At 61.5% G+C, this 25,307-nt stretch carries 25 protein-coding genes and 1 pseudogene; 11 read left to right on the top strand and 15 right to left on the bottom strand.

Annotation, left to right across the window (positions count from 1 at the left end):
* Window positions 1-12: 12 nt before the first annotated feature.
* Window positions 13-696, bottom strand: coding sequence for a tetratricopeptide repeat protein (locus EFR00_RS20715; protein WP_077989982.1), 684 nt, complete (start codon window positions 694-696; stop codon window positions 13-15).
* 102 nt (window positions 697-798) lie between these two features.
* Window positions 799-1,383 (bottom strand): NnrU family protein, encoded by a 585-nt coding sequence (locus EFR00_RS20720; RefSeq protein ID WP_077989981.1) that lies wholly within the window; start codon window positions 1,381-1,383, stop codon window positions 799-801.
* Between the two features lie 122 nt (window positions 1,384-1,505).
* On the opposite strand from EFR00_RS20720, the gene EFR00_RS20725 reads away from it, so the two are divergent.
* A complete protein-coding gene (locus EFR00_RS20725) occupies window positions 1,506-2,495 on the top strand; it encodes a polysaccharide deacetylase family protein (RefSeq protein WP_077989980.1) in 990 nt (329 codons plus the stop codon).
* Window positions 2,496-2,709: 214 nt separating this feature from the next.
* On the opposite strand, the gene sbmA is transcribed toward EFR00_RS20725, so the two are convergent.
* The 10 genes and pseudogenes from sbmA to glpK form a co-directional block, all read right to left on the bottom strand.
* A complete protein-coding gene (gene sbmA / locus EFR00_RS20730) occupies window positions 2,710-3,975 on the bottom strand; it encodes a peptide antibiotic transporter SbmA (RefSeq protein ID WP_038690551.1) in 1,266 nt (421 codons plus the stop codon).
* Between the two features lie 125 nt (window positions 3,976-4,100).
* A complete protein-coding gene (locus EFR00_RS20735) occupies window positions 4,101-5,285 on the bottom strand; it encodes a YbfB/YjiJ family MFS transporter (protein WP_038690553.1) in 1,185 nt (394 codons plus the stop codon).
* Between the two features lie 107 nt (window positions 5,286-5,392).
* A pseudogene (locus EFR00_RS20740) lies at window positions 5,393-6,914 on the bottom strand (FAD-dependent oxidoreductase).
* Window positions 6,915-7,193: 279 nt separating this feature from the next.
* A complete protein-coding gene (gene map, locus EFR00_RS20745; RefSeq protein WP_009994976.1) occupies window positions 7,194-7,952 on the bottom strand; it encodes a type I methionyl aminopeptidase in 759 nt (252 codons plus the stop codon).
* A 39-nt stretch (window positions 7,953-7,991) separates the two neighbouring features.
* Window positions 7,992-9,053, bottom strand: coding sequence for an LLM class flavin-dependent oxidoreductase (locus tag EFR00_RS20750; RefSeq protein ID WP_077989979.1), 1,062 nt, complete (start codon window positions 9,051-9,053; stop codon window positions 7,992-7,994).
* Window positions 9,054-9,405: 352 nt separating this feature from the next.
* Window positions 9,406-9,696 carry a GIY-YIG nuclease family protein gene (locus EFR00_RS20755; protein WP_009993626.1) on the bottom strand — a complete coding sequence of 97 codons (291 nt, stop codon included), beginning with the start codon at window positions 9,694-9,696 and terminating at the stop codon, window positions 9,406-9,408.
* A gap of 178 nt (window positions 9,697-9,874) precedes the next feature.
* Complete coding sequence (locus EFR00_RS20760; RefSeq protein WP_009993625.1) at window positions 9,875-10,342, bottom strand: SRPBCC family protein; 468 nt, start codon at window positions 10,340-10,342, stop codon at window positions 9,875-9,877.
* 99 nt (window positions 10,343-10,441) lie between these two features.
* Window positions 10,442-11,701: an RNA polymerase sigma factor gene (locus EFR00_RS20765; protein ID WP_077989978.1), complete on the bottom strand. Its 1,260-nt coding sequence runs from the start codon at window positions 11,699-11,701 to the stop codon at window positions 10,442-10,444.
* Window positions 11,698-12,072: a YciI family protein gene (locus tag EFR00_RS20770; protein WP_077989977.1), complete on the bottom strand. Its 375-nt coding sequence runs from the start codon at window positions 12,070-12,072 to the stop codon at window positions 11,698-11,700. Before EFR00_RS20770 ends, EFR00_RS20765 begins: the two co-directional genes overlap by 4 nt.
* A gap of 140 nt (window positions 12,073-12,212) precedes the next feature.
* Window positions 12,213-13,706 carry a glycerol kinase GlpK gene (gene glpK / locus EFR00_RS20775; RefSeq protein ID WP_077989976.1) on the bottom strand — a complete coding sequence of 498 codons (1,494 nt, stop codon included), beginning with the start codon at window positions 13,704-13,706 and terminating at the stop codon, window positions 12,213-12,215.
* A 154-nt stretch (window positions 13,707-13,860) separates the two neighbouring features.
* On the opposite strand from glpK, the gene EFR00_RS20780 reads away from it, so the two are divergent.
* From EFR00_RS20780 to xdhC, 5 genes are all read left to right on the top strand, one after another.
* Window positions 13,861-14,637, top strand: coding sequence for a 3-hydroxybutyrate dehydrogenase (locus EFR00_RS20780; RefSeq protein WP_077989975.1), 777 nt, complete (start codon window positions 13,861-13,863; stop codon window positions 14,635-14,637).
* Between the two features lie 27 nt (window positions 14,638-14,664).
* On the top strand, window positions 14,665-16,131 hold the full coding sequence (gene xdhA, locus EFR00_RS20785; RefSeq protein WP_077989974.1) for a xanthine dehydrogenase small subunit: 1,467 nt from the start codon (window positions 14,665-14,667) through the stop codon (window positions 16,129-16,131).
* A 214-nt stretch (window positions 16,132-16,345) separates the two neighbouring features.
* Window positions 16,346-18,685: a xanthine dehydrogenase molybdopterin binding subunit gene (xdhB, locus tag EFR00_RS20790; protein ID WP_077989972.1), complete on the top strand. Its 2,340-nt coding sequence runs from the start codon at window positions 16,346-16,348 to the stop codon at window positions 18,683-18,685.
* Between the two features lie 14 nt (window positions 18,686-18,699).
* Window positions 18,700-19,131 (top strand): endonuclease domain-containing protein, encoded by a 432-nt coding sequence (locus EFR00_RS20795; protein ID WP_009983735.1) that lies wholly within the window; start codon window positions 18,700-18,702, stop codon window positions 19,129-19,131.
* Window positions 19,132-19,378: 247 nt separating this feature from the next.
* Entirely contained in the window at window positions 19,379-20,185 is an 807-nt protein-coding gene (xdhC, locus tag EFR00_RS20800) for a xanthine dehydrogenase accessory protein XdhC (protein WP_077989970.1), read from the top strand.
* Here xdhC and EFR00_RS20805 read toward each other — a convergent pair.
* Window positions 20,161-20,355: a hypothetical protein gene (locus tag EFR00_RS20805; RefSeq protein WP_009995628.1), complete on the bottom strand. Its 195-nt coding sequence runs from the start codon at window positions 20,353-20,355 to the stop codon at window positions 20,161-20,163. The two genes, xdhC and EFR00_RS20805, sit on opposite strands and share 25 nt — an antisense overlap.
* Before the next feature lie 102 nt (window positions 20,356-20,457).
* Between EFR00_RS20805 and gcvA the strand changes: the two genes are divergently transcribed.
* On the top strand, window positions 20,458-21,354 hold the full coding sequence (gene gcvA / locus EFR00_RS20810; RefSeq protein WP_077989969.1) for a transcriptional regulator GcvA: 897 nt from the start codon (window positions 20,458-20,460) through the stop codon (window positions 21,352-21,354).
* A 52-nt stretch (window positions 21,355-21,406) separates the two neighbouring features.
* Here the strand turns inward: gcvA and EFR00_RS20815 are convergent, their stop codons facing one another.
* Window positions 21,407-21,739 (bottom strand): hypothetical protein, encoded by a 333-nt coding sequence (locus EFR00_RS20815; protein ID WP_038690579.1) that lies wholly within the window; start codon window positions 21,737-21,739, stop codon window positions 21,407-21,409.
* An 88-nt stretch (window positions 21,740-21,827) separates the two neighbouring features.
* A complete protein-coding gene (locus EFR00_RS33100) occupies window positions 21,828-21,992 on the bottom strand; it encodes a hypothetical protein (RefSeq protein WP_009995631.1) in 165 nt (54 codons plus the stop codon).
* 123 nt (window positions 21,993-22,115) lie between these two features.
* On the opposite strand from EFR00_RS33100, the gene puuD reads away from it, so the two are divergent.
* The 4 genes from puuD to EFR00_RS20835 are packed head-to-tail and all read left to right on the top strand — an operon-like array spanning window position 22,116 to window position 25,275.
* Window positions 22,116-23,354: a urate hydroxylase PuuD gene (gene puuD, locus EFR00_RS20820; protein WP_077989968.1), complete on the top strand. Its 1,239-nt coding sequence runs from the start codon at window positions 22,116-22,118 to the stop codon at window positions 23,352-23,354.
* A complete protein-coding gene (gene guaD / locus EFR00_RS20825) occupies window positions 23,351-24,700 on the top strand; it encodes a guanine deaminase (protein ID WP_077989967.1) in 1,350 nt (449 codons plus the stop codon). The genes puuD and guaD overlap by 4 nt, the downstream gene beginning before the upstream one ends.
* Before the next feature lie 11 nt (window positions 24,701-24,711).
* Window positions 24,712-24,972, top strand: a complete 261-nt coding sequence (locus EFR00_RS20830) for a type II toxin-antitoxin system ParD family antitoxin (RefSeq protein WP_009984773.1) — start codon at window positions 24,712-24,714, stop codon at window positions 24,970-24,972.
* A gap of 3 nt (window positions 24,973-24,975) precedes the next feature.
* Window positions 24,976-25,275: a type II toxin-antitoxin system RelE/ParE family toxin gene (locus EFR00_RS20835; RefSeq protein ID WP_077989966.1), complete on the top strand. Its 300-nt coding sequence runs from the start codon at window positions 24,976-24,978 to the stop codon at window positions 25,273-25,275.
* Window positions 25,276-25,307: the final 32 nt, after the last annotated feature.

Consider the following 25,307-nt stretch of genomic DNA (forward strand, 5'->3'; position numbering starts at 1 on the left):
TTTCCTTAAAACTCAGCCCTGCGCGGCGGGCGCCTTGCCGGATGCGGTAATGAGATCAAGCATCATCTGGGCGCGATTGGCAACAGGACGCGGGCTTTCGGCGTCGTCGACAATCGACTGGAACCATTGCCGCGCCTGCGCCATGTTGCCGGCTTTATAGGAGGCCAGACCAAGCGCTTCACGCGCCGAATGGCGGAAGGCATTGCCCGGCACCGCCATTTCCTCAACCGCGGCCGAAACCTGCTCATAGGAGCCGTTCTCGATCAGCAGCCAGCCGGCACGCATCCTGGCGGCGTCGCGCACGGCGGCCGGCACACTATTGTCCTTGCCGATCTCGTTGAAGGCGGTGATCGCCGCGCCGGCGTCGCCCTTCTGCGCCTGGACGGTTGCGGCCCGCATGCGCGCCAGCACCGGATAGGCGCCATGGCCTTCCTTCTCCAGCTTGCCGAGCGCGGCCAGCGCCTCATCGTTCTTGTTCTCGTCGGCAAGCTTCATCGCCGCCAGGAACTGATCGCCGGCGCCGGAGGAGCGGGTATCGTCCCAATATTCAAAGAGAACCTTGCCGGCGGTGCCGACGACGATCAGGACGGCAGCGACGATGATATAGCGGCCGAACCGGCGCCAGACGCCCTTCATCTGGTCGGACCGCAATTCCTCATTGACTTCACGGATGAAGCTGTCGTCGTTGAATGCCATTCTTATCTCCGGCCGCGGCAATACCCATAGGCTGTGCGCTACGCACATGCCGGGCCTTCTACCCCATTTTGCCGCGGTTGTAAGGGGGATATGAAAGATTCGTTACATCACAAGCGGCGAAACGCCGATCAACCATTCGTGCAGCTTCCAGATGATCAGCGCCCAGGCAACGACGCCGATGAAAACACCATAGAGATCGTATTTGGCCGAGACGAAGGGGCCCAGCGTGATCTCGCCTGCGCGCTCGCGCCGCTTCAGGGAGATGCGCAGGATGACGCCCCAGGCGAGAAAAGCGGCAAACAGCAGGACGGACGATGTCTCGCCATTGGCGAGCAGATGCGCCAGCGCCCAGATCTTGACCGACAGAACCATCGGATGTTTCGTTTTGGTGGCAATATGCCCCGCCGGCAGCAGCGAGGCGACGAGACAGATCATCGCGATCAGCATCAGCGTGATCGCGATATGCGCCGTCCAAACCGGCGGGTTGTAAAGCATGCCGGTTACCGTGCGCGCCTGCCCGAACCCGTAGATCAAGAGGATCAGCGTGGCGAGACTCGCGATCGAATAAGCGGCCCGCCAACCCTTCTCGCCGAGGCTTGCGATCATCGACTGGCGAAAGCCCGGTGCCACCACCCGCACCAGATGCACGCCGAGGAAAAGTATGATGCCGATGATAAGCAATGTCATTGCGGGTCCCTTCCGTGCAGTTTGTCATGGCTTAGCGGCTGACGGGAAAAAATACCAGTTGAGACCGCAGCTTCGCCGCAATTCTATCCGAGGGAAACCGCGATCAAATTGTCGCGGTGTCCATGTCCCGTCTTCTCCTCTCCACCTGCCTGACGGCTTCGTTCCTCCTCCCTGTTATCGCCGAGGCGGCTGACCGGCCGAAACAGCTCGTCATCATTTCCTTCGATGGCGCCCACGACAATGCGCTCTGGCTGAAAAGCCGCGAGATGGCGGCGAGAAATGGCGCCCATTTCACCTATTTCCTCTCCTGCACCTTCCTGATGAACGAGGCGGCGAAGAAGGCCTACCAGGGGCCCCACCAGAAACGCGGCAAATCGAATGTCGGCTTCGCCCAGAGCGACGACGAGATCCGCGAGCGCCTCGGCAATATCTGGCACGCCCATCTCGAGGGTCACGACATATCCAGCCATGCCTGCGGTCATTTCGACGGCCGCCTCTGGAGCGAGTCCGACTGGTCGGCCGAATATGCGACCTTTCATGCAACTCTGAAGAACGCCTGGAAGAGCGTCGACCTCGACGAGCCGGCCGGCTGGCAGGACCTTGTCGATCACGGCATCAAAGGCTTTCGCGCCCCCTATCTCTCGGCAACGGCAGGCGCCGATATGATCGCCGCCGAAAAGAAGGCCGGCTTCACTTACGATGCAAGCCTCGTCACCAAAGGTCCGGCCATGCCAGTCGAAGAAGACGGCATCATCCGCTTCGGCCTGCCGCTGATCCCCGAAGGCCCGAGCGAGAAGCCGATCATCGGCATGGACTACAATCTCTTCGTGCGGCACTCGAAGGGCGAGGAAGACAGCGCGGATTCGAAGGAATTCGAGGATCGCGCCTATTCAGCCTTCTCCCAGGCCTTCGACCGCCAGTACAACGGCAACCGCATCCCCCTTCAGCTCGGCTTCCACTTCGTTGAAATGAACGGCGGCGCCTACTGGCGCGCGCTGGACCGTCTGGTCAGCGACGTCTGCCACCGCGCGGACGTTGCCTGCGTCAGCTATTCCGAAGCGATCCCGATGATCGAGGCGCGAGGGAAACTGCAGCAGACGTCGGGTTTGTGACCGACGCGTTTATATTACCGGGACGGCGTTCCCTGCCGCCGCCTCATCCGGCCCTTCGGGCCACCTTCTCCCCGCTCGGGAGAAGAGAAAGGCGTGGCGAGGTCGCGGTTTCCCCTTCTCACCAGCGGGAAGAAGGTGCCCGTTAGGGCGCATGAGCGAGCCGCACGGCACAGCGGGCATTCAAGCCACGACCCCACCCGTCTAGCCTCACCCATCAGCCATCAACATGAACAACGCCAGTTTCCCGCTCCAGATAATGCTGGTCGATCGCCGGCAGAGGTTCGTCGTCGATAGCAGCCTCGAAGGCCTTGAGGCGCTTGTGGATGGAGAGTAGTTCGATGATCGTCGTCCAGGAGTTCACCAGATACTGGAACGAGTTGCTGACCTGGCCGAAGGCGGTCGAGATCTGCTGGAAAATGCCGTAGGTGATCGTGCCAGCAACGATCGTCGGGACCAGCATGAAGACCACGAAAAGCGCGTCAGCCTGAATGTAGAAATAGCGGGCGACGTTGAAATACATGTAGTGGAAATACATGCGGAAATAGTTTCGCCGAACATTGTTGAAGAGCTCCCTGACCGTCAGCGGTTGCGCCCTCTCCGCATGATCCTCGCCGTAGACGAGTTCCTTACGATAGGCGGCTTCGACGCGTTGATTCCGGAAGTTCAGGCCCGGCAGCTTGATACCGGCAACCGCCAGGAGCAGCGTGCCGAATGCCGACCAGAAGAGCGCCAGCCAGAAGAGCGAATTTGCTAGAGGGCCGATGACCGGCAGTTCGGTCACGTAGTGCGAGAGGGCCAGAAGAATCGGAAGAAAGACAACGAGCGTCATCACTGAGTTGATGAGGCTGATGCCGAGACCTTCGAGCGTGCTCGAAAAGCGCATCGTATCTTCCTGAACGCGCTGCGAGGCGCCTTCAATGTGACGCAGCTTTTCCCATTTCGACATGTAGAAGTCGTTCATCGCCGCGCGCCAGCGGAAGATGTAGTGGCTCGTAAAGAAGTCGGTCATGATCGACACGAACATGCTGAGGAATGCGATCTGACAGAAGACCCACATCAGGCTGTAAAAATTATCGACAGAAATGCCCGGCTGCTTCGACAACGCGTTCTGGAGAAGATCGCCGAAGGGCCGGCGCCAGTTGTTGATCACGACCGTGATCTGGACGCCGAAATAGGTAACGAAAATGATGAGCGCCGACCCCCAGATCGACCACAGCTTCCAAGGATGGTTTCGCGCTATCAGATGCCATGCGCCACAGAAGATCACCGCCGAGAGGAAGAAATAGCTGTAGAACCAGACATTCTCGGGCAGCAGGAAGAAAGAAAGGTCAATCGGCTGCTGCTCTTCCGCAACCGGCACAAAGCCGAGCGACGCGCCAAGGCCGGATGCGAAAAAATACCAGCCGAAGATTGAAATCAGCGTCCACACGACAAGCGAAATGAAGAAAGGTTTCGGCTGGGGAAAAAAGGAATGAAACACGGGGGGCTTTGCTTTCCTGAACTGGGAGTCTCGGGAGTGTCGTCGAACACTGATTGTGCCGGAAACTAAGGCAGTTCGAAGGAAGCAGCAATGGCTTCGACCCATTGTTACGCAGATGTAATGGGTTAAGCGATTTTCCTGATGACCGGCATCACCAGCGCCGCACAGACCAGAAGTGCAGCGGCGGCGATCACCGTCGGGACGGTGAAACTGCCTGAGCGTTCGGCAATCCAGCCGGCAACAACAGGCCCGACGATCTGGCCGAGCCCGAAGGCGGCGGTCATCATCGCCAGAATTCGCCGCGGGCTTTCCGGTGAAAGCTTGCGGCCGATCTGCAGCCCGTAAGCGGTGATCGCCAGGAAGGTCGCGCCGAACAGCGCGCCGCCGATCAGTGGTGCGACCGAAGGCGGCAGCGCCACGGTCGCAAGCACACCGGCCGCTTCAATCACAAGCGCCGCGATATAGACGCCGCCAAGCCCGAGTGGCCTCACCAGCGGCTTCCAGGCAAACAGCGCCACCGCCGCCGTCAAGCCGGCGATGAACCAGCAGAGGAATTCAACGAAGGCTCCCGTTGCCGAGAGTCGGGCGATGGTGACGAGGAAGGTCGCCGTGATGACATAGCCGAATCCGAACAGGCCGTAGGACAGGGTCACCAGTACCATCGGCCGGCTCCAGTTGAGCGCCGGCTCCCTGCCTGCGCGCGCCGATTGCGCCGGTGCCGCGGGCAACAGCAGGAAAACGACGACCAGGCTGATTGCACAATAGATTGCCCCGCCGATCCAGTCGGCGCGCCAGCCGCCCGGCCCGTCGTGAAAGCCGAGGCCGACCAAAAGCACCATTACCGAGGACAGCGCGATCCCCGCCCCCGGCCCGCCGAAATGCGCCGCCTGCACATGGTCGTTACCGGCCGCCGCCCCGTGACTGAGCACGATCGACGAGGTGAAAACCATGGCAAAGGCGCTGGCGAGGCCGGCGAGAAAGCGGATGACGGCGAAGACCGCGACGGAATCGGTGGTGGCCATGGCGGCAAGCAGGATTGCGGTGGCAAGCAGCGCCGAGAGCGCCACCAGCCGCTCGCGCCCCGCCGCCCAACCATAGGCCGCAAGCACGGCGCCGACGAGATAACCGACGAAATTCGCCGAAGCGATGAAGCCTGCATCCGCTGCCGAAAGCGGCACGCCGCTCATCATCCCGGGCAAGATCGGCGTGTAGGAGAAGCGCCCGAAGCCCATGGCCGCCGCCATCGCAACAGCGCCGGCAACGGCGGTGGCAACGAGGTTCGGCTGGGAGCGAGGCGGGCGGGAGAGCATGCAGCGCTTATCGCGCCGCAGTCGCTGCACCGCAAACGACTATTTCTGATCGATCGATCAATTTCCGGAAAGCTAAATAAATCGACCGCTTCCCTAGCTCACCGCACTCAGTCGATCTCGGCCAGGGGCGAAACTGCTGGTGCATTCAGGACCGTTCCATCCACCGCGAAGTGCGATCCGTGGCATGGACAGTCCCAGCACCGTTCCAGGGAGTTCCAGTGCACGTGGCAGCCGACATGCGTGCATGCGGCAGATCGCCTGTGCAGCGTGCCATCGTCGCTGCGGAACGCCGCGATCTTGGTCATTCCTTTGCGGACGATAGCACCTTCTCCCGGTCGCAGCCGATCGACAGACTCGACTTCGCCGGGCGCGACATACTCGGCGAAATTCTTGATCATTGTCGCGTTCTCGGCAAGGTAATTGCCGACGGCGCTCACCGTCTTCCGGGACGGCTCGTAAAGTTCCCGCCAGGGACTGTCGCCGCCGAGAATGGCCTCGGAGATCAGGAGTGAGGCCACCACGCCGTGGGTCATGCCCTCGCCGGAATCTCCGGTGACCACAAATAGCCGTTCGTTGCCGGGATTGCGGCCGATGAAGGCGGCATAGTCGATTGTCTCCATAACCTGCCCGGACCATCGGTGGGTTTCGGCCCCGAGATCGGGCACCAGTCCTCTGATCCAGGATGTCAAAGCGGCGAAGCGATCGTCAGCGTTGTCGGCGGTGCCCGTCTTGTGGTCCTCGCCGCCGACGATAAGGAAATCGCTCTCGTCATCGCCGGGATGAAGGCGGACATAGTGGTAGGGGTCCTCGGTGTCCCAGTAGAGACCATCCGGTACGATGCCGCGCGCAATCTCGAACGCCATTGCGTAGGTTCGATAGGGCGCCTGCTTGGTAATGGAGTGCGACCCTATCGTTGATTGGCGAGTTGGTCGCCACGATGGCCCACCTGGCGGTCACGGTGAGGCCGGAGTTCGTTCCCACGCGCACCCCGCTGTCGGATTCCTCAACCTTATCGACGATCGTCTCGCTGTAGAGGGTGCCGCCGCGCGCCCGAATTCCGGCCGCCAGACCGCCAAGATATTTGAGCGGATGGAATGTCGCCTGATCCGGATAACGCAGGGCGGGCGTGTCCGCATGCCCGGAAAGCGGCAACCCCGCGACTTCCTCGACCGCGATGCCTATCTTCAGGCCCGCCTCGAGCTCACGCCGGAGATCGGCTTCCTCCCCTCCAGCGGCGGGAAAGAGAAAGCCGTCGAGCCGACGGAAGTCGCAGGCTATGTGTTCCGCGGCCTGGATCGCCTCGATGCGGGCGATCGCCGCCGAGTGGCTCTGAAAATAGAGCCGCGCCAGCTCCTCGCCACGCAAGCCGATGAGTTCCGAAAAGTAGTCGTCGCATACCGACGCAAGGTGTGCAGTTGTGCGGGCCGTCATGCCGCCGCCGATCCGGCCTCGGTCGAGGACTGCAACCTTTTGCCCCGCGGCAGCCAGCTCGTACGCGATCGACATGCCTGCAATTCCAGATCCGACTATGACGACGTCGAAGTCTTCGTTGCGGGCGAGAGGCGCTGCGTCGGGCGCGACCTCGATGCCTGACCAGAGAGACACGGTCCGTTCGTCGCTCGCATTCATGGCGGAGTTTCTCCTAGTCCTATCCGCGGTAAATGGGCGGATGAACCGAATGTTCCGGGCGGAGCCTCAGACCCGGCAGGAGCCAGGGACTCCACGATTATTTTAGCATTCTATAATATACCGTTGAGAGTTGTTGTCATTGACGCAAATCGAGTGCTCATGCCGAATACGTCGGCTGCTATGCTCTCAGGGCACCGCAGTTCTTTTCCGAAAAAGGCGACCTCACCAAGTATTTGAAGTCGCTCCAACCAACTCCATGCGTGACGGCAGTGTGGTTTCCTACGCCCGCCCGTCCGGCAAGGTCAAAATCACCGGTCCGTTCCGCGTCGCTACCACCGTGTGCTCATATTGCACGGTCGGCGCCTTCGGATCGGCATAGAGGGTCCATGCATCGTCGCCGCCCTCGGCCCATGTCGCGCCGAGCGAAAGGAACGGCTCGACCGTAAAGACGAGACCGTCCGTCATGACGCGCTTTTCCGAAGGGTCCGGCCAGGTGGAGAGCTCGGCCGGCTCCTCGTGCAGCGAACGGCCGACGCCGTGGCTCGCCAGATTGGCAACCAGCGTATAGCGGTTCCTCTGGGCGAAAGCGCCGACGGCGGTGCCGATCTTTCCCAGCGGCTCACCCGATTTCACCTGGTTGAGCCCGACCCAGAGCGCCCGCCTGCCGTCGCGGCACAGCCGTTCGATCTTCGGCTTGACCGGCGGCATCGCAAAGGAAGCGCCGGTATCGGCGAAGAAGCCATCCTTCTCAGCCGAGACGTCGATATTGATCAGGTCGCCGGCCTGGATGACGCGTGGCCCTGGAATACCGTGGGCGATTTCTTCGTTGATGCTGATGCAGGTGGCGCCAGGAAACTGGTAGCAGAATTCCGGCGCCGAGCGCGCGCCGGCATCCTCAAGCACCTTGCGGCCGATCCGGTCGAGCTCCAGCGTCGTCATGCCTGGTTCCATCGCTGCCGCCATCACCTGGATGGCGTTGGCGCAGATCCGGCCGATCTCCTTGAGCTTTGTCAGTTCATCGTCGTTTGCGATAACCATTCGTCTCTTCCGGCCTTGCGCGGGCGCGGCGCGGCCGCCTCAAGCCGTGGCTTTCGCCCCTTCGCCCCTTTCAGTCAATGCCTTTCTGACGATCGGGGCGACTTTCGTCCCGTAGAGCTCGATGCCGCGCATGATCTCAGCATGCGGCATCAGGCCGATCGCCATCTGCAGCAGGAAGCGGTCGTTCCTGAAAAGCCTGTGATGAGCGATGATCTTTTCTGCGACCGCCTCGGGATCGCCGACAAAAAGCGCGCCGTTCGGCCCACGCGACAGATCGAACTGCGCCCGGCTGGTCGGTCCCCAGCCGCGCTCGCGGCCGATGCGGTTCATCACTTCCGCCTGCGGCCCGTAAAACTGCTCGGCGGCGGCCGCGGTCGTATCGGCGATGAAGCCGTGAACATTGATGCTGGTCTTCAGCTTCGCCTGATCCTGGCCTGCGCGCCGCGCCGCCTCGCGGTAGAGATCGAAAAGCGGCGCAAAACGGCGCGGCTCGCCGCCGATGATGGCGAGCGCCACCGGCAGTCCGAGCGCGCCGGCGCGCGCCACCGATTGCGGCGTGCCGCCGACCGCAACCCACAACGGCAGCGGATCCTGCAGCGGCCTCGGATAGACGCCGCGTCCGCGGATCGGCGCGCGAAGCTCGCCCTCCCATTCCACCGTCTCGCTGTTGCGCAGCGCCAGGAGCAGATCGAGCTTCTCTTCAAAAAGCTGGTCGTAATCCTCAAGGTTATAGCCGAACAGCGGGAAGGACTCGATGAAAGAGCCCCGCCCCGCCATGATCTCGGCCCGGCCGTCCGAAATAAGATCGAGCGTCGAAAACTGCTGGAAGACGCGCACCGGATCATCCGAGGAAAGCACGGTGACGGCGCTGGTCAACCGGATGTTTTTGGTCTTGACGGCCGCAGCCGCCAACGCCACCGCAGGGGCTGACGCCGCATAATCCGGCCGGTGATGTTCGCCCAGCCCAAAGACATCGAGCCCGACCTGATCGGCCAGCTCGATCTCCTCGATAAGATGTTTTAGCCGCTCGGCCCCCTCCGCTCCCTTGCTGCGGGAGGGATTGGGATTGACGTCGGCGAAGGTGTAAAGGCCAAGTTCCATGGTCGCATCCCGTTGTGTTCTGCCTGGAAATAAGGATCGGCGAGCGGCAGCGCAAATACAAACTCTGGAACGGAATGTTCGAGAGTTTCGATAGTGCGGCGTCCGATAGCCGCGTAGGAAAGAGTCTTTGCGCCGTGGACACGGCGCTGCTGGATTCCTGTGACAGGCACAGGAATGAGGGAGCAAGGGGATCAACCTGCGCTCCATATCCTCTATCATTCAAAGCGTAATATGCAGAGCCAGATCAGGGCGAAGAGGGTCGTTTTGGAGCACTGCGGACACCAAGAACTCCCTCATTCCTGTGCCGGTCACAGGAATCCAGTAGTCGCGCGTCCGCGCGACGAGAGAATCTTCACAGACCCAGCAGGTGAAACGAAATCTCCTCCCATTCAGGATTCTCCCGCTCGATCAAATTGAGCTTCCACTGCCGCGGCCATTTCTTGATTGTCTTCTCTCGCGTGATCGCGGTCGTCAACAAATCATGCTCCTCGAACCACACCAATGTCTTTACGCCAAACTTCCACGTAACGCCTGGCGTCAGTTCGTTCTGATGCTCGTATAGCCGACCTGCAAGGTCACGCGTCACGCCAGTATAGAGCGTGTCATTGCGGGCAGATGCGAGGATGTAGACGTAACCCCTCATGCCGGTAGATTGGCACAGGTAGCATCCCGCGTCGACAGCAACACCTGCCCACCCGAATCCCTATTCCAATCTGAAATTCAACGACTTCCAAGCCTCAACGGAATCATCTTCCAAGCTGCTTCACATCGCACGCGAAGCATGAGGGCGGCGCGGCCTCCACCACGCAGCCCTCGCCGCTTCACATCCTCGCCAGCAGTTCCGCCAGCTGATCGGCAGCCTTTCCCCATCCCGCGTGGAATCCCATCTTCTCGTGCTCTTCCTTGTCCTCGGCGCGCCAGTGCAGCGCCTTGGCCGTATACTTCGTTCTGCCATTGCCGAGATCTTCGAGCAGGATGACGCCGGTGAAGAAAGGTTTTTCAGCGGGCACCCAGGCGCTGGTATAGGCGTCGGTGAAGACGATCTTCTCGTTCTCGACGATCTCGAGATAAACGCCGTGGTTCGGATACTGATTGCCCTCGGGATCTTGCATGACAACGACACTGGAGCCGCCGGGGCGCACGTCGAGCGTCGCTTCTGCAACACCCCAGGGGCTCGGGACGAACCATTGTTTCAGCAGATCGGGATCGGTCCACGCCTTGTAGATCTTCTCGCGCGGGGCGTCGAATTCGCGAACCAGGGTGAGTTCATGTTGCGTGCTTGCGGTCATTTCGACATCTTTCCATTTGAGTGAAACTTGTTTCCTGTCAGGTTGTTACAAGGACGTGTCGAACTTCGCCGTTCCGACAGCGCGCCAATTTTTCCTGATTTAATTTGCGATCGGCTGCGTGGGCTCTTCCTGCATCTTGTCGATCTGCCGGCGGATATGAGCCGCCTCGGCCGCCGAATGGGCAAGCGCGATGGCATGGTCGAAAGCCTCGCGCGCCTGGCGGGACAAGCCAAGCTGCTTCAGCAGGCCACCCCGCAAACCGTGATAGTAGAAATAGCCGCCGAGCTTCTCGCCAAGCGGATCGATGAGATCGAGCGCCTGCTGCGGCCCGTGCAGCTTGGAAACAACGACCGCGCGGTTAAGCGTCACGACAGGCGAAGGCTGCACCCGCTCCAGCGCGCGGTAGAGCAGATCGATCTCGACCCAGTCAGTATCCTCGGCACGTTTCGCGCGGGAATGGATGGCGGCAATGGCCGCCTGAAGCTGATACGGGCCGGGCCGGCGGTGCCGCAGCGCCTTGTCGAGCAGCGCCAGGGCCTCGTTGATGAAGGGCTGGTTCCAAAGTGAGCGGTCCTGATCTTCAAGCAGCACGATTTCCCCCTCGGCGCTGAAGCGCGCCGGCCGGCGCGAAATCTGCAGGAGCATGAGCGCAAGCAGCCCCATCAGTTCCGGTTCCGCCGGGAAAATGTGCAGCATCAAGCGCGCCAGCCGGATCGCCTCGTCACTGAAGGTTGCGGCCTCCTGCTTAGGGTCGGCCTGACTGTAACCCTCGTTGAAGATGAGGTAGATCATCGTGCTGACGATTGAAAGTCGCTCGGCCCTTTCCTCAGAGCTCGGCGTTTCGAACGGCACCCCTGCCTTGGCGACACGCGCCTTGGCCCGGGTGATGCGCTGCTCCATCGCGCTTTCCGAAACCAGGAAAGCGCGCGCGATCTGCTGCACGGAAAGGCCGGACACGATGCGCAGGGCCAGCGCGATCTGCTGGGTGGCCGGCAGATCCGGATGGCAGCAGATAAAAAGAAGCCGCAGAATATCGTCGCGATAATTGGAATCGTCCAGCCGCTCGGCGATATCGCTTTCGGCATCCTCGGTATCGGAAATGACATCCTCGTCCGGCAGCGCCTGGAGCTTCGTCCGCTTGCGCACCGCATCGATACCGCTGTTGCGGCCGACGAAGATGAGCCAGGCTGTCGGATCGCGTGGCGGTCCTTTCTCCGGCCATGTACGGATCGCCCTCAGGCATGCCTCCTGGAACGCCTCTTCCGCGGTATCGAGATCGCGGAAATAGCGCAGCAGCGCGCCAAGCGCCTTCGGGCGCGCCGAGGCAAGCGCAAGGTCGATCCAGGCAATATCGGTCATGACGCAGCATCTCCCGGCCTGAAGACGTAGAACGGCCGAATTTCGTAAGAGGTGGAACCGGGATTGACGGATGAAAGCTGCTTCGAGAAGGCGACGGCCTCGTCGAGGCTTTCGAAGTCAACCACATAGAAGCCGAGAAGCGCCTCCTTCGTTTCCGCAAAAGGCCCGTCGATGACCAAGGGCTCGTCCTTGCCTTTGCGCACGGTAGTCGCCGCCGTCGTCGGCATCAGCCGGCCGACAGGGCCGAGCTTGCCGGCTTTCGCCAGCGGCTCCTGCACGGCGTAAAGTCTCTCCATGACGGCAGCCTCTTCCTCCTCGGTCCAGGCGAAGACGGTTTCCTCGTGAGCGTAACAAAGGATTGCATAAAGCATCGGGTCACTCCTCTTTCCGAATGACGAAGGAGTAACCGCTTAGCCGACAGGTCGCATCAAAAAATTATCAAGAAAGAAGCGCTGATAGCCAGGCCCGACCCGCGCACACAAGGCAGCGCTATCGCGCGGTTCCGATTGCCTCACCCGTCGCTCAGGGTCCGCCGGACCGCATTCTTCCAACCCTTGAGCTTGGCCGCCCGCACCTTCTCATCCATATCGGGCTCGAACCGCCGGTCGCGTTTCCACGTCGCAGAAAAGCCGTCCCTGTCCGGCCAGACCCCTGCCCGGCTGCCGGCGAGCCAGGCGGCACCGAGGGCCGTCGTCTCGAGAATCACCGGGCGGTCGACGGGGGCATCGAGCAGGTCGGCGAGGCGCTGCATCGTCCAGTCCGAGGCAACCATGCCGCCATCGACGCGCAGTACGGTATCGTCGCCGCTGTTCTTCCAATCCTTCTGCATGGCCTCGAGCAGATCGCGGGTCTGGTAGCAGACGGCTTCGAGCGCGGCCCGCGAAAGCTCCGCCGGGCCGCTGTTGCGCGTCAGCCCGAAGATGGCACCGCGCGCCTTGGCGTCCCAATGCGGCGCGCCCAGCCCGGTAAAGGCGGGCACGAGATAGACTTCTTGCGTCGGATCAGCCTTTTCGGCAAGCGCATTGGTCTCGGCGGCGCTGCCGATGATCCCGAGCCCGTCCCGCAGCCATTGCACCGCTGCACCGGCGATGAAGATCGATCCCTCGAGCGCGTAGGTCGTCTCACCGTTCAGCCGATAGGCGATGGTGGTCAGCAGCCGGTTTTTCGAGCGGACCATATCGGCGCCGGTATTGAGCAGCGCGAAACAGCCGGTGCCATAGGTCGATTTCAGCATGCCCGGTGCAAAACAGGCCTGACCGATGGTCGCGGCCTGCTGATCGCCGGCAACCCCGAGAATCGGGATCGCGGCGCCGAAGATATCGGCGTCGACCGTTCCGAAATCGGCGGCGCAATCCTTGACTTCAGGCAGCATGGCGGCCGGCACCCTGAGAATATCGAGCAGATCCTCGTCCCAGCTATTTTCGGCAATATTGAACATCAGCGTGCGCGAGGCGTTGGTCGCGTCGGTGACGAAGCTCTTGCCGCCGGTCAGGCGCCAGATCAGGAAGGCGTCGATCGTGCCGAAGCAGAGATCGCCTCTGGCGGCGCGCGCCCTGGCGCCCTTGACGTTGGCGAGCATCCACGACAGCTTCGTGCCGGAAAAATAGGGATCGAGAATAAGACCGGTCTTTTTCGTGAACAGCCGCTCCAGATCCTGCCGTTTCAGATTGTCGCAATAGCTCGCCGTGCGGCGGTCCTGCCAGACGATCGCGTTGTGGATCGGCCGGCCGGTCTGGCGCTCCCAGACGACCACCGTTTCGCGCTGGTTGGTGATGCCGAGCGCTGCAACATCCCTCGCCGTAATCCCTGCGTCGCGCAATGCCATGTTGACGGTGGAGACGACCGAATCCCATATCTCCTCGGGATCGTGCTCCACCCAGCCGGAGCGCGGATAGAGTTGGGTGAATTCCTTCTGGCTCTTGCCGGCAACATGCATGTCGCCATCGAAGACGATCGCCCGCGTCGATGTCGTTCCCTGATCGATCGCCAGAACATATCCACTCATCAAACCCCTCCTCAAACATATCATTATCGTTGCAAATCAATAGGACACGGATACGGATGAGAAAAGCCAATAAAGCGGAATTGCCAGCCTGCCGACTTTGGGCATAACCTCGCCGGCGACGCTGCAACGCAGCATCCGCCCCAGGGAGAAAAACATGAGCAGATCAGTCGTCGTCACCGGCTCCACCAGCGGCATCGGTCTCGCGATCGCCACCGCCTTCGCCGAAGCGGGTGACAACATCGTCATCAATGGCTTCGGAAATGCCGATGAAATCAAGGCGATCGTCGAACGGCTTGAATCAGTATCCAAGGGACGGGCGATCTACCATCCGGCCGACATGACCAAGCCCGCTGAGATCGCCGACCTGATCGAAACGGCGGCGAAGAGCTTCGGCACCGTCGATATCCTGGTCAACAATGCCGGAATCCAGCATGTCGAGAAGATCGAGGATTTCCCGATCGAAAAATGGGACCAGATCATCGCCATCAACCTTTCGAGCTCCTTCCACACCATGCGCGCCGCGATCCCGCTGATGAAGGCCAGGAAGCATGGCCGCATCATCAACATCGCCTCGGCGCACGGGCTGGTCGCCTCCCCCTTCAAATCCGCCTATGTCGCGGCAAAACATGGTATATTAGGCCTGACGAAGACGGCGGCGCTGGAGCTTGCCGAATTCGGAGTGACGGTCAACGCCATCTGCCCCGGCTACGTGCTGACGCCGCTGGTCGAAAAGCAGATACCCGATACCGCCCGGGCCCGCGGCATGACCGAGGAGCAGGTGAAGAGCGAGGTCATCCTCAAGGCGCAGCCGACGCGCGAATTCGTCAAGGCCGAAGAGATCGGCGCATTGTCGCTCTACCTCGCCAGCGATGCCGCCCGGCAGGTGACCGGAACGCACATCTCGATTGACGGTGGCTGGACGGCGGCATAACCATTTGGAAAAACAACCGGGAATATCATGAACGACAGCATCCGCTTCATCCTGAACGGCGAGGATATCGCGCTCACCGATGTCGGGCCGACCGAGACGCTTCTCGATTTTCTGCGGTTGAAGCGGCGCCTGACCGGCACCAAGGAAGGATGCGCCGAGGGCGATTGCGGCGCCTGCACCGTGCTCGTCGGGCGGCTCGCCGACGGCAAGCTCGCCTATGAAGCCGTCAACGCCTGCATCCGATTCATGGGCTCGCTACACGCCACCCATGTGGTGACGGTCGAACATCTCGCCGGCCGGGACGGCGCGCTGCATCCGGTGCAGCAGGCGCTCGTCGACTGTCATGGCTCGCAATGCGGCTTCTGCACCCCGGGCTTTGTCATGTCGCTCTATGGACTGTGGCTGACGAAGGAAAATCCCGGCCGCCGCGAGATAGAAAAGGCGCTGCAAGGCAATCTCTGTCGTTGCACGGGTTATGAGCCGATCGTCAAGGCCGCCGAGCAGGTGAGCCTGACGCGGCCGAGCGCGCTCTTCGATCCGCTGCAGCGGACACGATCGGAAATCATCGCGCGGCTCTGGGCTCTGCAGGCGAGCGGCACCATCCGGATTGCCAGTGGCGAAGGCCGGTTGATCGTTCCGGCGTCTGTTCAGGCTCTGGCGGAAGTCCTCTCTGAGGAACCCGAGGCGGCCGTCGTTGCCGGCGCGACCGATGTCGGCCTCTGGGTGACGAAGCAGATGCGCCGGCTGAGCCCGGTCGTTTTCATCAATCATCTGAGCGAGCTGCAGTCGGTCACGGAAAGCGAAGACGGCGTCACCATCGGCGCCGGTGTCAGCTATACCAAGGCCTTCGAAGCGATTGCCCGGAAAATTCCGGCGCTCGGACGGCTGATCGACCGTATCGGCGGCGAGCAGGTCCGCAACATGGGCACGATCGGCGGCAATATCGCCAACGGTTCGCCAATCGGCGACAGCCCGCCGCCCTTGATCGCACTCGGCGCGACGCTGACGCTGCGCTCGCTGGAAGGCCGGCGCAAGATGCCGCTCGAAGATTTCTTCATCGCCTATGGCAAGCAGGACCGCAGGCCCGGCGAATTCGTCGAGAGCGTATTCGTGCCCTATCCCAAGCCCACCAGCCACTTTGCCGCCTACAAGATCACCAAGCGGCGCGACGAAGACATCACCGCCGTGCTCGGCGCCTTCCTGCTGACGCTCGATGAGGCCGACGTGGTCACCGACATCCGCATCGCCTTCGGCGGCATGGCGGCAACGCCGAAACGCGCCCGAACAGTCGAGGCTGAACTGATCGGCAAGCCATGGACGGAAGCGACGATCGACGCCGCCCGCCCCGCCTTCGACAGCGACTACCAGCCGCTGACCGACTGGCGCGCTACGGCCGAATACCGGCAACTGACGGCGAAGAACCTGCTGACGCGGTTCTATCTGGAAACCGTGGGCGCGCCGGCGGAGCTGAAGCGGTTCGAGGAGGTGGCGTGATGGATTGTTTCGCTAGCCAGCCTCCGGCAGTCACCACTTTGCCCCTCACCCTAACCCTCTCCCCGCCTGCGGGGAGAGGGGACGTGCCCTGCGAGAAGTGGCGAGAAACGGAGACGGCGCGGCATGTCCCTTCTCCCCGCAAGCGGGGAGAAGGTGGCGGCAGCCGTATGAGGGGCCACCGTCAAAACGGTGCCGGCAACCAAGGACGCCGCTAATGGACAAGTCCACCTTCGAAGACCCCAAAGTCGTCATCTCCGGCCCCATGCACGGCTCGCTGCGCCATGATTCAGCGCATAAACATGTCACCGGAAGCGCCGATTATATCGACGATATTCCCGAACCCGCCGGCTTGCTGCACGGCGCGCTCGGCCTCTCCGACCGGGCGCATGCCGAAATCATAGGCATCGATCTTTCCGCTGTCGCCGCCTATCCCGGCGTCGTCTGGGTTTTCACCGGCAAGGACGTTCCCGGCGTCAACGACACCAGCTCCAACGGTAGCCATGACGAGCCGCTGCTCGCTGAAACCTTAGTGCAGTTCCACGGTCAGCCGATCTTTGCCGTCATAGCCGAGACGCGCGACGCGGCGCGCCGCGCCGCGCGGCTGGCGAAGATCGACTATCGCGACCTCCCGCACTGGCACGATATCGACGGCGCCCTTGCCAATGGCGGCCCCTTAGTGATCACCCCGATGACGCTCCTCCGCGGCGAGCCGGAAACGGAAATGTTGAATGCCGCCATGCGGCTGAAGGGCCAGATGCGCATCGGCGGACAGGAGCATTTCTATCTCGAAGGCCATATCGCCGTGGCGATTCCCGGCGAGGACGACGAGGTCACCGTCTGGTCCTCGACGCAGCATCCGAGCGAGATCCAGCACATTGTCGGCCACGTGCTCGATATCCCGTCGAACGCGGTCACCGTCAACGTGCGCCGTATGGGCGGCGGCTTCGGCGGCAAGGAAACGCAGGGTAATCAGTTCGCAGCCCTTGCCGCGATCGCCGCCAAGAAGCTCGGCCGTGCGATTAAATTCCGCCCGGACCGCGACGAGGATATGAGCGCCACCGGCAAGCGTCACGATTTTCTGGTCGATTACGACGTGGGCTTCGATGCCGAAGGCCGCATCCACGCCGTCGACGCCACTTACGCGGCCCGCTGCGGCTTCTCCTCGGATCTGTCGGGACCGGTAACCGACCGCGCCCTCTTCCATGCCGATTCCAGCTATTTCTATCCGCATGTGCATCTCCAGTCGAAGCCGCTGAAAACGCACACGGTCTCCAACACCGCCTTCCGCGGCTTCGGCGGCCCGCAGGGCATGCTCGGCGCCGAGCGCCTCATCGAGGAGATCGCTTATGCCCTCGGCAAGGATCCGTTGGATATCCGCAAGCTGAATTTCTACGGCCAGCCGGGCTCCGGACGCACGCTGACGCCCTACCATCAAGAGGTCGAGGACAATATCATTGCCCCCGTCGTCGAAGAGTTGGAGAACACGTCAGACTACCGGGCGCGACGCAACGCCATCATCGGCTTCAACCGCGACAGCCGCTATATCAAGAAGGGCATTGCCCTGACGCCGGTGAAATTCGGCATTTCCTTCACCATGACCGCCTTCAACCAGGCCGGTGCGCTCGTCCACATCTATCAGGACGGCTCGATCCACCTGAACCATGGCGGCACCGAAATGGGCCAGGGCCTCTATACCAAGGTCGCGCAGGTGCTGGCCGACAGCTTCCAGGTCGATATCGACCGGGTGAAGATCACCGCGACGACAACCGCCAAGGTGCCGAACACCTCGGCCACCGCCGCCTCCTCCGGCTCGGATCTGAATGGCATGGCGGCCTATGATGCCGCCCGCCAGATCAAGGAACGTCTGGTCGCCTTTGCCGCCGAGAAATGGGAAGTGGCGCCTTCCGACATTGTCTTCCTGCCCAACCGGGTGCGGGTCGGTGAAATCGAGATCCCCTTCCCCGATTTCATCAAGCAGGCCTATTTCGCCCGCGTCCAGCTGTCTGCCGCCGGCTTCTACAAGACGCCGAAGATCCACTGGGACCGCAAGGCCGGCCGCGGCACGCCTTTCTTTTATTTCGCCTATGGCGCCGCCTGCACCGAAGTCTCGATCGACACGCTGACCGGCGAATATCTGATTGACCGCACCGACATCCTTCACGATGTCGGCCGCTCGCTGAACCCAGCAATCGACCTCGGCCAGGTCGAGGGCGCCTTCGTGCAGGGCCTGGGCTGGCTGACGACGGAAGAACTCTGGTGGGATGACAATGGACGGCTGCGCACCCATGCGCCGTCCACCTACAAGATCCCGCTCGCCTCCGACCGCCCGAAGATCTTCAACGTGCGCCTCGCCGAATGGTCGGAGAACGCGGAGGCCACCATCGGCCGCTCCAAGGCCGTCGGCGAACCGCCCTTCATGCTGGCGATCTCGGTGCTGGAGGCGCTGTCGATGGCGGTCGCCAGCGTGGCGGATTACAAGGTCTGCCCCAGGCTCGACGCCCCGGCGACGCCGGAACGGGTGCTGATGGCGGTGGAGCGGATGAAGCGGGTGTAGGATGGCGGCGAAATATGTCCGATCCCGAAGACATTAGGAAAAGACGTCCCGGCAAAACTCTGCAAGCTCGCAAATTACGTCAAACCGAAACTGAAGAGGAATATCGGCTTTGGGGCGATCTGCGAAATCCACAGTTGAATGGCTATAAGTTTATGCGACAAGCCCCACTTGGGGCCTACATCGCCGACTTTCTATGCCGCGAAGCGCGACTGATTATCGAAATCGATGGATTTCAACACGCCGACAATATGTCCGACATTACTCGGACCTTGTGGCTAAACCAGGCTGGATATTCAATCCTCCGATTTTGGAATCATGAAATAACCCAGGAGCGAAGAGCAGTCCTCGACACGATCCTTGCCGCACTTGAAAGGCGAATAGTCCAGCGCGATGATATCCTCCGCTTCTATCCTGCGATCATTCGTACCGGGAAATTGAGAACGTAATGCGCTTGAACCAAGCCCCCTCATCCGACCCTTCGGGCCACCTTCTCCCCGCTGGGGAGAAGAGGGAACAAGGCTTTTGCGCATCGCTCAAGCAAACCGCTGAACCTGCAGAAACTACATGTAAAAGCGTAGATGGGATCGACAAAAGCGCGGCATTCTCCCTCTTCTCCCCAGCGGGGAGAAGGTGGCCCGAAGGGTCGGATGAGGGGGTCTTCGCGGCATACTCCATAGGTCACGGAGCGATCCCATGACCGACCTCCCCGTCTTCCTCGCCGCCCACCCCGACGCAATCCTCATCGACATCACCAGCACGCAAGGCTCCACCCCACGCGAGGCCGGGGCCTTCATGCTCGTCTCGCCAACCGCGCTGTGGGGCACGATCGGCGGCGGACAGTTCGAATTCATGGCGATCCACAATGCACGGGAGATGCTGGCGGGAACCGGCGGCGCGACCAGCATGGATATCCCGCTCGGCCCCGAAATCGGCCAGTGCTGCGGTGGGCGTACACAATTGCGGTTCCGCCGGCTGACGCCGACGTTGAAAGACGAGCTCGACGCCACACGCGAGATCGAGCGCCTGCCCGAGGTGCTTCTCTTCGGCGCCGGCCATGTCGGCCGCGCGCTGGCCGCAGCTCTTGCGCCGCTGCCGCTGTCGGTAACGGTGGTCGAAACCAGGCAGGAAGAGCTCGCCAATCTGCCGGCTGCGACGAAGACCCGCCTGGTGCCGATGCCGGAGGCGCTGGTGAAGGATATACCGGCCGGCGGCGCGGTCGTCATCCTGACGCACGACCATGCGCTGGACTTTCTCATCGCCCGTGAAGCGCTGGCGAGGGAGGATCTCGCCTATACCGGCATGATCGGTTCAGCGACCAAACGCGCCACCTTGGCAAGCTGGCTTTCCCGCGAAGGCGGCGAACGCGCCTGGATGGAGCGATTGACGCTGCCGATCGGCGGCTCGGCGGTCAGGGACAAACGCCCCGAGGTGATCGCCGCAATGACCGCCGCCGAAATCCTGACGGCGCTGGCGGCCTATCGCTTGCAGGCGTCCTCGTAGAACGGATCGCGGCCGTCGAGGAAACCAAGATCACGCTTGATGCGATCAGGCGCAGCATCGAGGTCGAGGCGGGGCAGCTGGCCGAAACGGCCGACCAGCAGTCCGGCAACACGCTTGAACACACCCACGCTTGGCTGCGAGCGCTTTTCGTCGATAGCAAAGCAATCCATGACATCACCTCGTCAGTTTGATGGTATGGGTTGCAGTTTGCCGCCAAAAATGCTGCAATTCCAAATCGAACTACCGTCTGCGTGCATCAAGAGAACTTATCCATGAAGCTTTCGAAACAGTTTCCGCTGAATGCGCTGCGCGTCTTCGAGGCCGCCGCCCGGCTCGGTAGTTTCACCAAGGCCGGCGACGAGCTCGGCATGACGCAGACGGCCGTCAGCTACCAGATCAAGCTCTTGGAGGAGAATGTCGGCGAGCCGCTCTTCCTGCGCCGGCCCCGACAGATCGCATTGACGGAGACCGGCGAACGGCTGGCGCCGAAGGTGACCGAAGCCTTCGCCATGCTGCACGACGCGATGGCGACGGCGCGCGACAGTGTCGAAGGCACGCTCGCCATCAGCTCTACCCATACGTTCGCGTCAAAATGGCTGGCGCCGCGCCTCGGCTCCTTCCATTTGAAGCATCCGGCGATCGCCGTGCGCTTTCAGGCGAGCTCTGATATCATCGACTTTTCTCGCGAGCAGATCGATGTCGCCATCCGCTGGGGCGACGGCAATTGGCCGGGTCTGACCCTGCACCGGCTGATGGGGCTGGAGTTCACACCGATGCTGAGCCCGAAGCTGGCGGAAGCGGCCGGCGGCATCAGGGAGCCGCGTGATCTCCTGAAATTCGATCTCTTCGATGCCGGTGACATCTGGTGGAAACAATGGTTCGAGGCAGCCGGCGTCACCGAGACGGATCTTGATCGCCGCCCGCGCAATCAACTCGGCTCCCAGGCGGTGGAAGCCGACGCGGCAATGTCGGGACATGGCGTCGCCATCCTCAACCCGGCCTTCTATGCGGCCGAAATCGCGCTCGGCCGGCTCTATCAGCCCTTCGAGTTGACCCGCAGCGACGGCAAGGCTTACTGGCTTGCCTATCCCGAAAACCGCCGTAACCTACCGAAGATCAAGGCCTTCCGCAACTGGATCCTGGAAGAGATGAAGGCGGCCGGCCATTAGATCATCACAGGGACCCGGTTCACCAGCCGGGTCCACTGTAGTGATACTCGTCTCAAAATCCCATCTCCGGCGCATAAAAACAGCGCGGCGTATCCTCGTTCGGAAACAGACAGAGATGATAGTCGTTGTCGCCGGATTGCATCGCCTTCGTCATCGGCAGCAGGAAGACATGCGCGTGCGTGACCAGCCGGTGGTCGCCCGGCAGCAACGTTACGCGATATCCGCCCGGCGTCACCGCCACGCTTTTCGAAGGGATCATCTGGCAGTCGCCATTATGACTGTCGCCGTTGCAACAATAGGGGTCATAACTCCACCCCGAGGGTGCGTCGTGAGCCGTCGCCAGCGACGCATATGCAATCATCACACACGTCAAAATGCTGCGCATGGCATCTTCTCCGTCGATGAATGCGCCGCCGCTGATCCACTGTTCTTATTTCATTCCGGCGGCCTTAAACATAACTGTAACCGAATTGTCATGGTTTCAAGACCTGCTGCATGAGCAGACCGAGTATAAGCCGGAGATAATGCACAGCCTTCTCGGCATCTTTTAGGCACAGGAGCATATCGACGATGCGGACACGATCGGCAGCTTCGACAAAACCGCCGATGAGTTGATCGCTGTAGAGCGCGGTGATCATATCATTATTGCCCGCGTTCCCCACCGTTGCCGAATTGGCGTCCTGTGCGGCTCTTCAATCTCCTCTTCCCTCCCCGTCAAAATTTCCGCAAAGTCGCGAGTCGGAGGAAGTTAGGGGAATTCGATGTATGAATATGCCATAGCATGGGAATGGCTGGCCTTCGCGGCACGCTGGTTCCATGTCATCACCGCGATCGCCTGGATCGGATCGTCTTTCTATTTCATCGCGCTTGATCTCGGACTGGTGAAACGGCCGCATCTGCCGCCCGGCGCTTATGGCGAGGAATGGCAGGTCCATGGTGGCGGCTTCTATCATATCCAGAAATATCTGGTGGCGCCGGCGCAAATGCCCGAGCACCTGACCTGGTTCAAATACGAAAGCTATTTCACCTGGATCTCCGGCTTTCTGATGCTCTGCATCGTCTATTACGGCGGCGCCGACCTCTTCCTCATCGACCGGCATGTGCTCGACATCAGCCCGCCGGTCGCCATCGCGATCTCGCTGGCATCGCTGGCGTTCGGCTGGCTCGTTTATGACCTCCTCTGCAAATCCCCGCTCGGGCGCAACACCTGGGGGCTGATGGCGGTGCTCTATGTCGTGCTCGTCTTCATGGCCTGGGGCTATACGCAGCTTTTCACCGGCCGCGCCGCCTTCCTGCATCTCGGCGCCTTCACCGCGACGATCATGTCGGCCAATGTCTTCATGATCATCATCCCGAACCAGAAGATCGTCGTCGCCGACCTGATCGCCGGCCGCACGCCCGACCCGAAATACGGCCAGGTCGCCAAGCAGCGATCGCTGCACAACAACTACCTGACCCTGCCCGTCATCTTCTTCATGCTGTCGAACCACTATCCGCTCTCCTTCGGAACACAGTTCAACTGGGTGATCGCCGCGCTGGTCTTCCTGATGGGCGTCACCATCCGCCACTGGTTCAACACCACCCATGCCAGGAAAGGCCGGCCGACCTGGACCTGGATCGTCACCGTCATCCTTTTCATCCTGATCATGTGGCTTTCGACGGTGCCGAAGCTGCTGACCGGCGAAAGGGATACGGCGGCGGTGGCGCCCGCCTTCCAGCAATTCGCAAGCGATCCGCATTTTCCCGCCGTCAAGCAACTGGTCGCGACACGCTGCTCCATGTGCCACGCCGCCGAGCCCGTCTATGAGGGCATCGTGCGAGCACCGAACGGCGTCGAGCTCGAAAACGACGCTGATATCGCCGCCCATGCCCGTGAAATCTATATACAGGCCGGCCGCAGCCATGCCATGCCGCCCGGCAACATCACCGATATCACGCCGGACGAACGCAAGCTGCTCGTCGCCTGGTTCGAAAGCGCAGTCGAAGGCAAGAAACAATGACGACGACACTCCTGCGCGGCCGCCTGCTGTCCTTTCATCGGGCGCCGCTGAGCCTGGCCGACAGCCAGAGCTATCTCTACCAGGAAGATGGCGGCCTGCTGATCGAAGACGGGCTGATCGCGTCGGTCGGCACTTATGCCGACGTGAAGGCGAAGGCAGCCGCTGACGTGGTGGAGATCGACCACCGCCCGCACCTCATCCTGCCCGGCTTCATCGACATGCACCTGCATTTTCCGCAGATGCAGGTGATCGCCTCCTATGCCGCCAACCTGCTCGAATGGCTGAACACCTATACCTTTCCCGAGGAATGCCGTTTCGTCGAAAGCGCACATGCCGAGCGGATCGCCACGCATTTCTACGACGAACTGATCCGCCACGGCACGACGACGGCGGTCGCCTATTGCTCCGTGCACAAGACCTCCGCTGACGCCTTCTTCGCCGAGGCGATGAAACGCAATATGCGCATGGTCGGCGGCAAGGTGATGATGGACCGCAACGCCCCGCAGGGCCTGCTCGACACGCCCGAGATGGGCTATGACGAGACCCGCCAGGTGATTTCGGACTGGCACGGCAAAGGCCGCAACCACGTCGCCATCACCCCGCGCTTCGCGATCACCTCCACGCCGGCGCAGATGGAGGCGACATCAGCCCTTGCCCGCGAATTTCCCGACCTGCACATCCAGACGCATCTTTCGGAAAATCACGACGAAATCAAATTCACCTGCGAGCTCTATCCCCAGGCGATCGACTATACCGACATCTATGCCCGCTACAGCCTGCTCGGCCCGAAAAGCCTCTTCGGCCACGCCATTCACCTCTCCGAACGCGAAGCCGATGTCATGAGTGAGACGGCTTCGGTCGCCGTCCATTGCCCTACTTCGAACCTCTTCCTCGGCTCCGGCCTGTTCCCGCTGAAGGCGCTGGCGCGGCGCGACAAGCCGGTGCGCATCGGTGTGGCGACCGATATCGGCGGCGGCTCCAGCTATTCGATGCTGAAAACCATGGACGAGGCCTATAAGATCCAGCAATTGCTCGGAGAACGGCTGAACCCGCTGGAAAGCTATTACCTGATGACCCGCGGCAATGCCGAGGCGCTGTCGCTGGCCGACCGGGTCGGCACGCTGGACCCCGGCACCGACGCCGATCTCGTCGTCCTCAATGCGGCCGCGACCCCGGCCATGGCGCTGAAGCTGGAAGCGGTGAAAACCCTGCCCGAGGAACTTTTCCTCCTGCAGACGATGGGCGACGACCGGGCGGTCGCCGAAACCTATGTGGCCGGCGTCGCGTCAAAAAAGACCCTCCAGGCGAACTTGCAAAAATCCGCCGATCTTCCCATAATTTCATGAGGAGAAACCTCATGGACCTGACTGTTTCATTGCCGGATGAACTGGCGAGCTACATCAAGAGAAAGATCGAATCCGGCGGTTACAGCTCTTCGAGCGACGTCGTGAGCGAAGCCCTGCGGCTGCTTGAGGAGCGCGATAGTGCAAACACCCGCGAGGCCGAACGCCTGCGGATTGCGTGGCACGTTGGAATGGAAAGCGGAGATTTCGCCCCTCTGGACATTGATGCCGTGAAGGCCGAAGGGCGCCGGCGGTTTGCCGCATCCAAAGCCTGATCGATGGCCGCAGTTTTTTATTCGAGCCGAGCCCGCTCGGACATGCTGGACATTTGGCTGTGGATCGCCAGCAGCAGCGGCCAGACCATGGCCGATACCATCATCGACCGCATCGAACAGCGCGTTTCCTCTCTGGGACGACATCCACAAATTGGTCCGAAACGACCGGAAATCGCCAGGGATGCCCGGGTGCTGGTGGTCGAAAGATGGCTCGTGCTCTACTCCTGCGACCGCGACGACGTTCGTATCATACGCATCATCGACGGAGCGAGCGACCTTCGCGATATCGCATGGGAGGAATGATCCCACTATCCGCCATCGGAGCCGGCATCGAT

This window comes from Rhizobium sophoriradicis (assembly GCF_003939025.1).
GTDB classification, from domain to species: Bacteria; Pseudomonadota; Alphaproteobacteria; order Rhizobiales; family Rhizobiaceae; genus Rhizobium; species Rhizobium sophoriradicis.

Coding starts and splice junctions, on each gene's coding strand:
- EFR00_RS20715 (WP_077989982.1), bottom strand. CDS start 696: ATGGCATTCAACGACGACAGCTTCATCCGTGAAGTCAATGAGGAATTG.
- EFR00_RS20720 (WP_077989981.1), bottom strand. CDS start 1,383: ATGACATTGCTTATCATCGGCATCATACTTTTCCTCGGCGTGCATCTG.
- EFR00_RS20725 (WP_077989980.1), top strand. CDS start 1,506: ATGTCCCGTCTTCTCCTCTCCACCTGCCTGACGGCTTCGTTCCTCCTC.
- EFR00_RS20735 (WP_038690553.1), bottom strand. CDS start 5,285: ATGCTCTCCCGCCCGCCTCGCTCCCAGCCGAACCTCGTTGCCACCGCC.
- map (WP_009994976.1), bottom strand. CDS start 7,952: ATGGTTATCGCAAACGACGATGAACTGACAAAGCTCAAGGAGATCGGC.
- EFR00_RS20750 (WP_077989979.1), bottom strand. CDS start 9,053: ATGGAACTTGGCCTTTACACCTTCGCCGACGTCAATCCCAATCCCTCC.
- EFR00_RS20755 (WP_009993626.1), bottom strand. CDS start 9,696: ATGAGGGGTTACGTCTACATCCTCGCATCTGCCCGCAATGACACGCTC.
- EFR00_RS20760 (WP_009993625.1), bottom strand. CDS start 10,342: ATGACCGCAAGCACGCAACATGAACTCACCCTGGTTCGCGAATTCGAC.
- EFR00_RS20765 (WP_077989978.1), bottom strand. CDS start 11,701: ATGACCGATATTGCCTGGATCGACCTTGCGCTTGCCTCGGCGCGCCCG.
- EFR00_RS20770 (WP_077989977.1), bottom strand. CDS start 12,072: ATGCTTTATGCAATCCTTTGTTACGCTCACGAGGAAACCGTCTTCGCC.
- glpK (WP_077989976.1), bottom strand. CDS start 13,706: ATGAGTGGATATGTTCTGGCGATCGATCAGGGAACGACATCGACGCGG.
- EFR00_RS20780 (WP_077989975.1), top strand. CDS start 13,861: ATGAGCAGATCAGTCGTCGTCACCGGCTCCACCAGCGGCATCGGTCTC.
- xdhA (WP_077989974.1), top strand. CDS start 14,665: ATGAACGACAGCATCCGCTTCATCCTGAACGGCGAGGATATCGCGCTC.
- xdhB (WP_077989972.1), top strand. CDS start 16,346: ATGGACAAGTCCACCTTCGAAGACCCCAAAGTCGTCATCTCCGGCCCC.
- EFR00_RS20795 (WP_009983735.1), top strand. CDS start 18,700: ATGTCCGATCCCGAAGACATTAGGAAAAGACGTCCCGGCAAAACTCTG.
- xdhC (WP_077989970.1), top strand. CDS start 19,379: ATGACCGACCTCCCCGTCTTCCTCGCCGCCCACCCCGACGCAATCCTC.
- EFR00_RS20805 (WP_009995628.1), bottom strand. CDS start 20,355: ATGGATTGCTTTGCTATCGACGAAAAGCGCTCGCAGCCAAGCGTGGGT.
- gcvA (WP_077989969.1), top strand. CDS start 20,458: ATGAAGCTTTCGAAACAGTTTCCGCTGAATGCGCTGCGCGTCTTCGAG.
- EFR00_RS20815 (WP_038690579.1), bottom strand. CDS start 21,739: ATGCGCAGCATTTTGACGTGTGTGATGATTGCATATGCGTCGCTGGCG.
- EFR00_RS33100 (WP_009995631.1), bottom strand. CDS start 21,992: ATGATCACCGCGCTCTACAGCGATCAACTCATCGGCGGTTTTGTCGAA.
- puuD (WP_077989968.1), top strand. CDS start 22,116: ATGTATGAATATGCCATAGCATGGGAATGGCTGGCCTTCGCGGCACGC.
- guaD (WP_077989967.1), top strand. CDS start 23,351: ATGACGACGACACTCCTGCGCGGCCGCCTGCTGTCCTTTCATCGGGCG.
- EFR00_RS20830 (WP_009984773.1), top strand. CDS start 24,712: ATGGACCTGACTGTTTCATTGCCGGATGAACTGGCGAGCTACATCAAG.
- EFR00_RS20835 (WP_077989966.1), top strand. CDS start 24,976: ATGGCCGCAGTTTTTTATTCGAGCCGAGCCCGCTCGGACATGCTGGAC.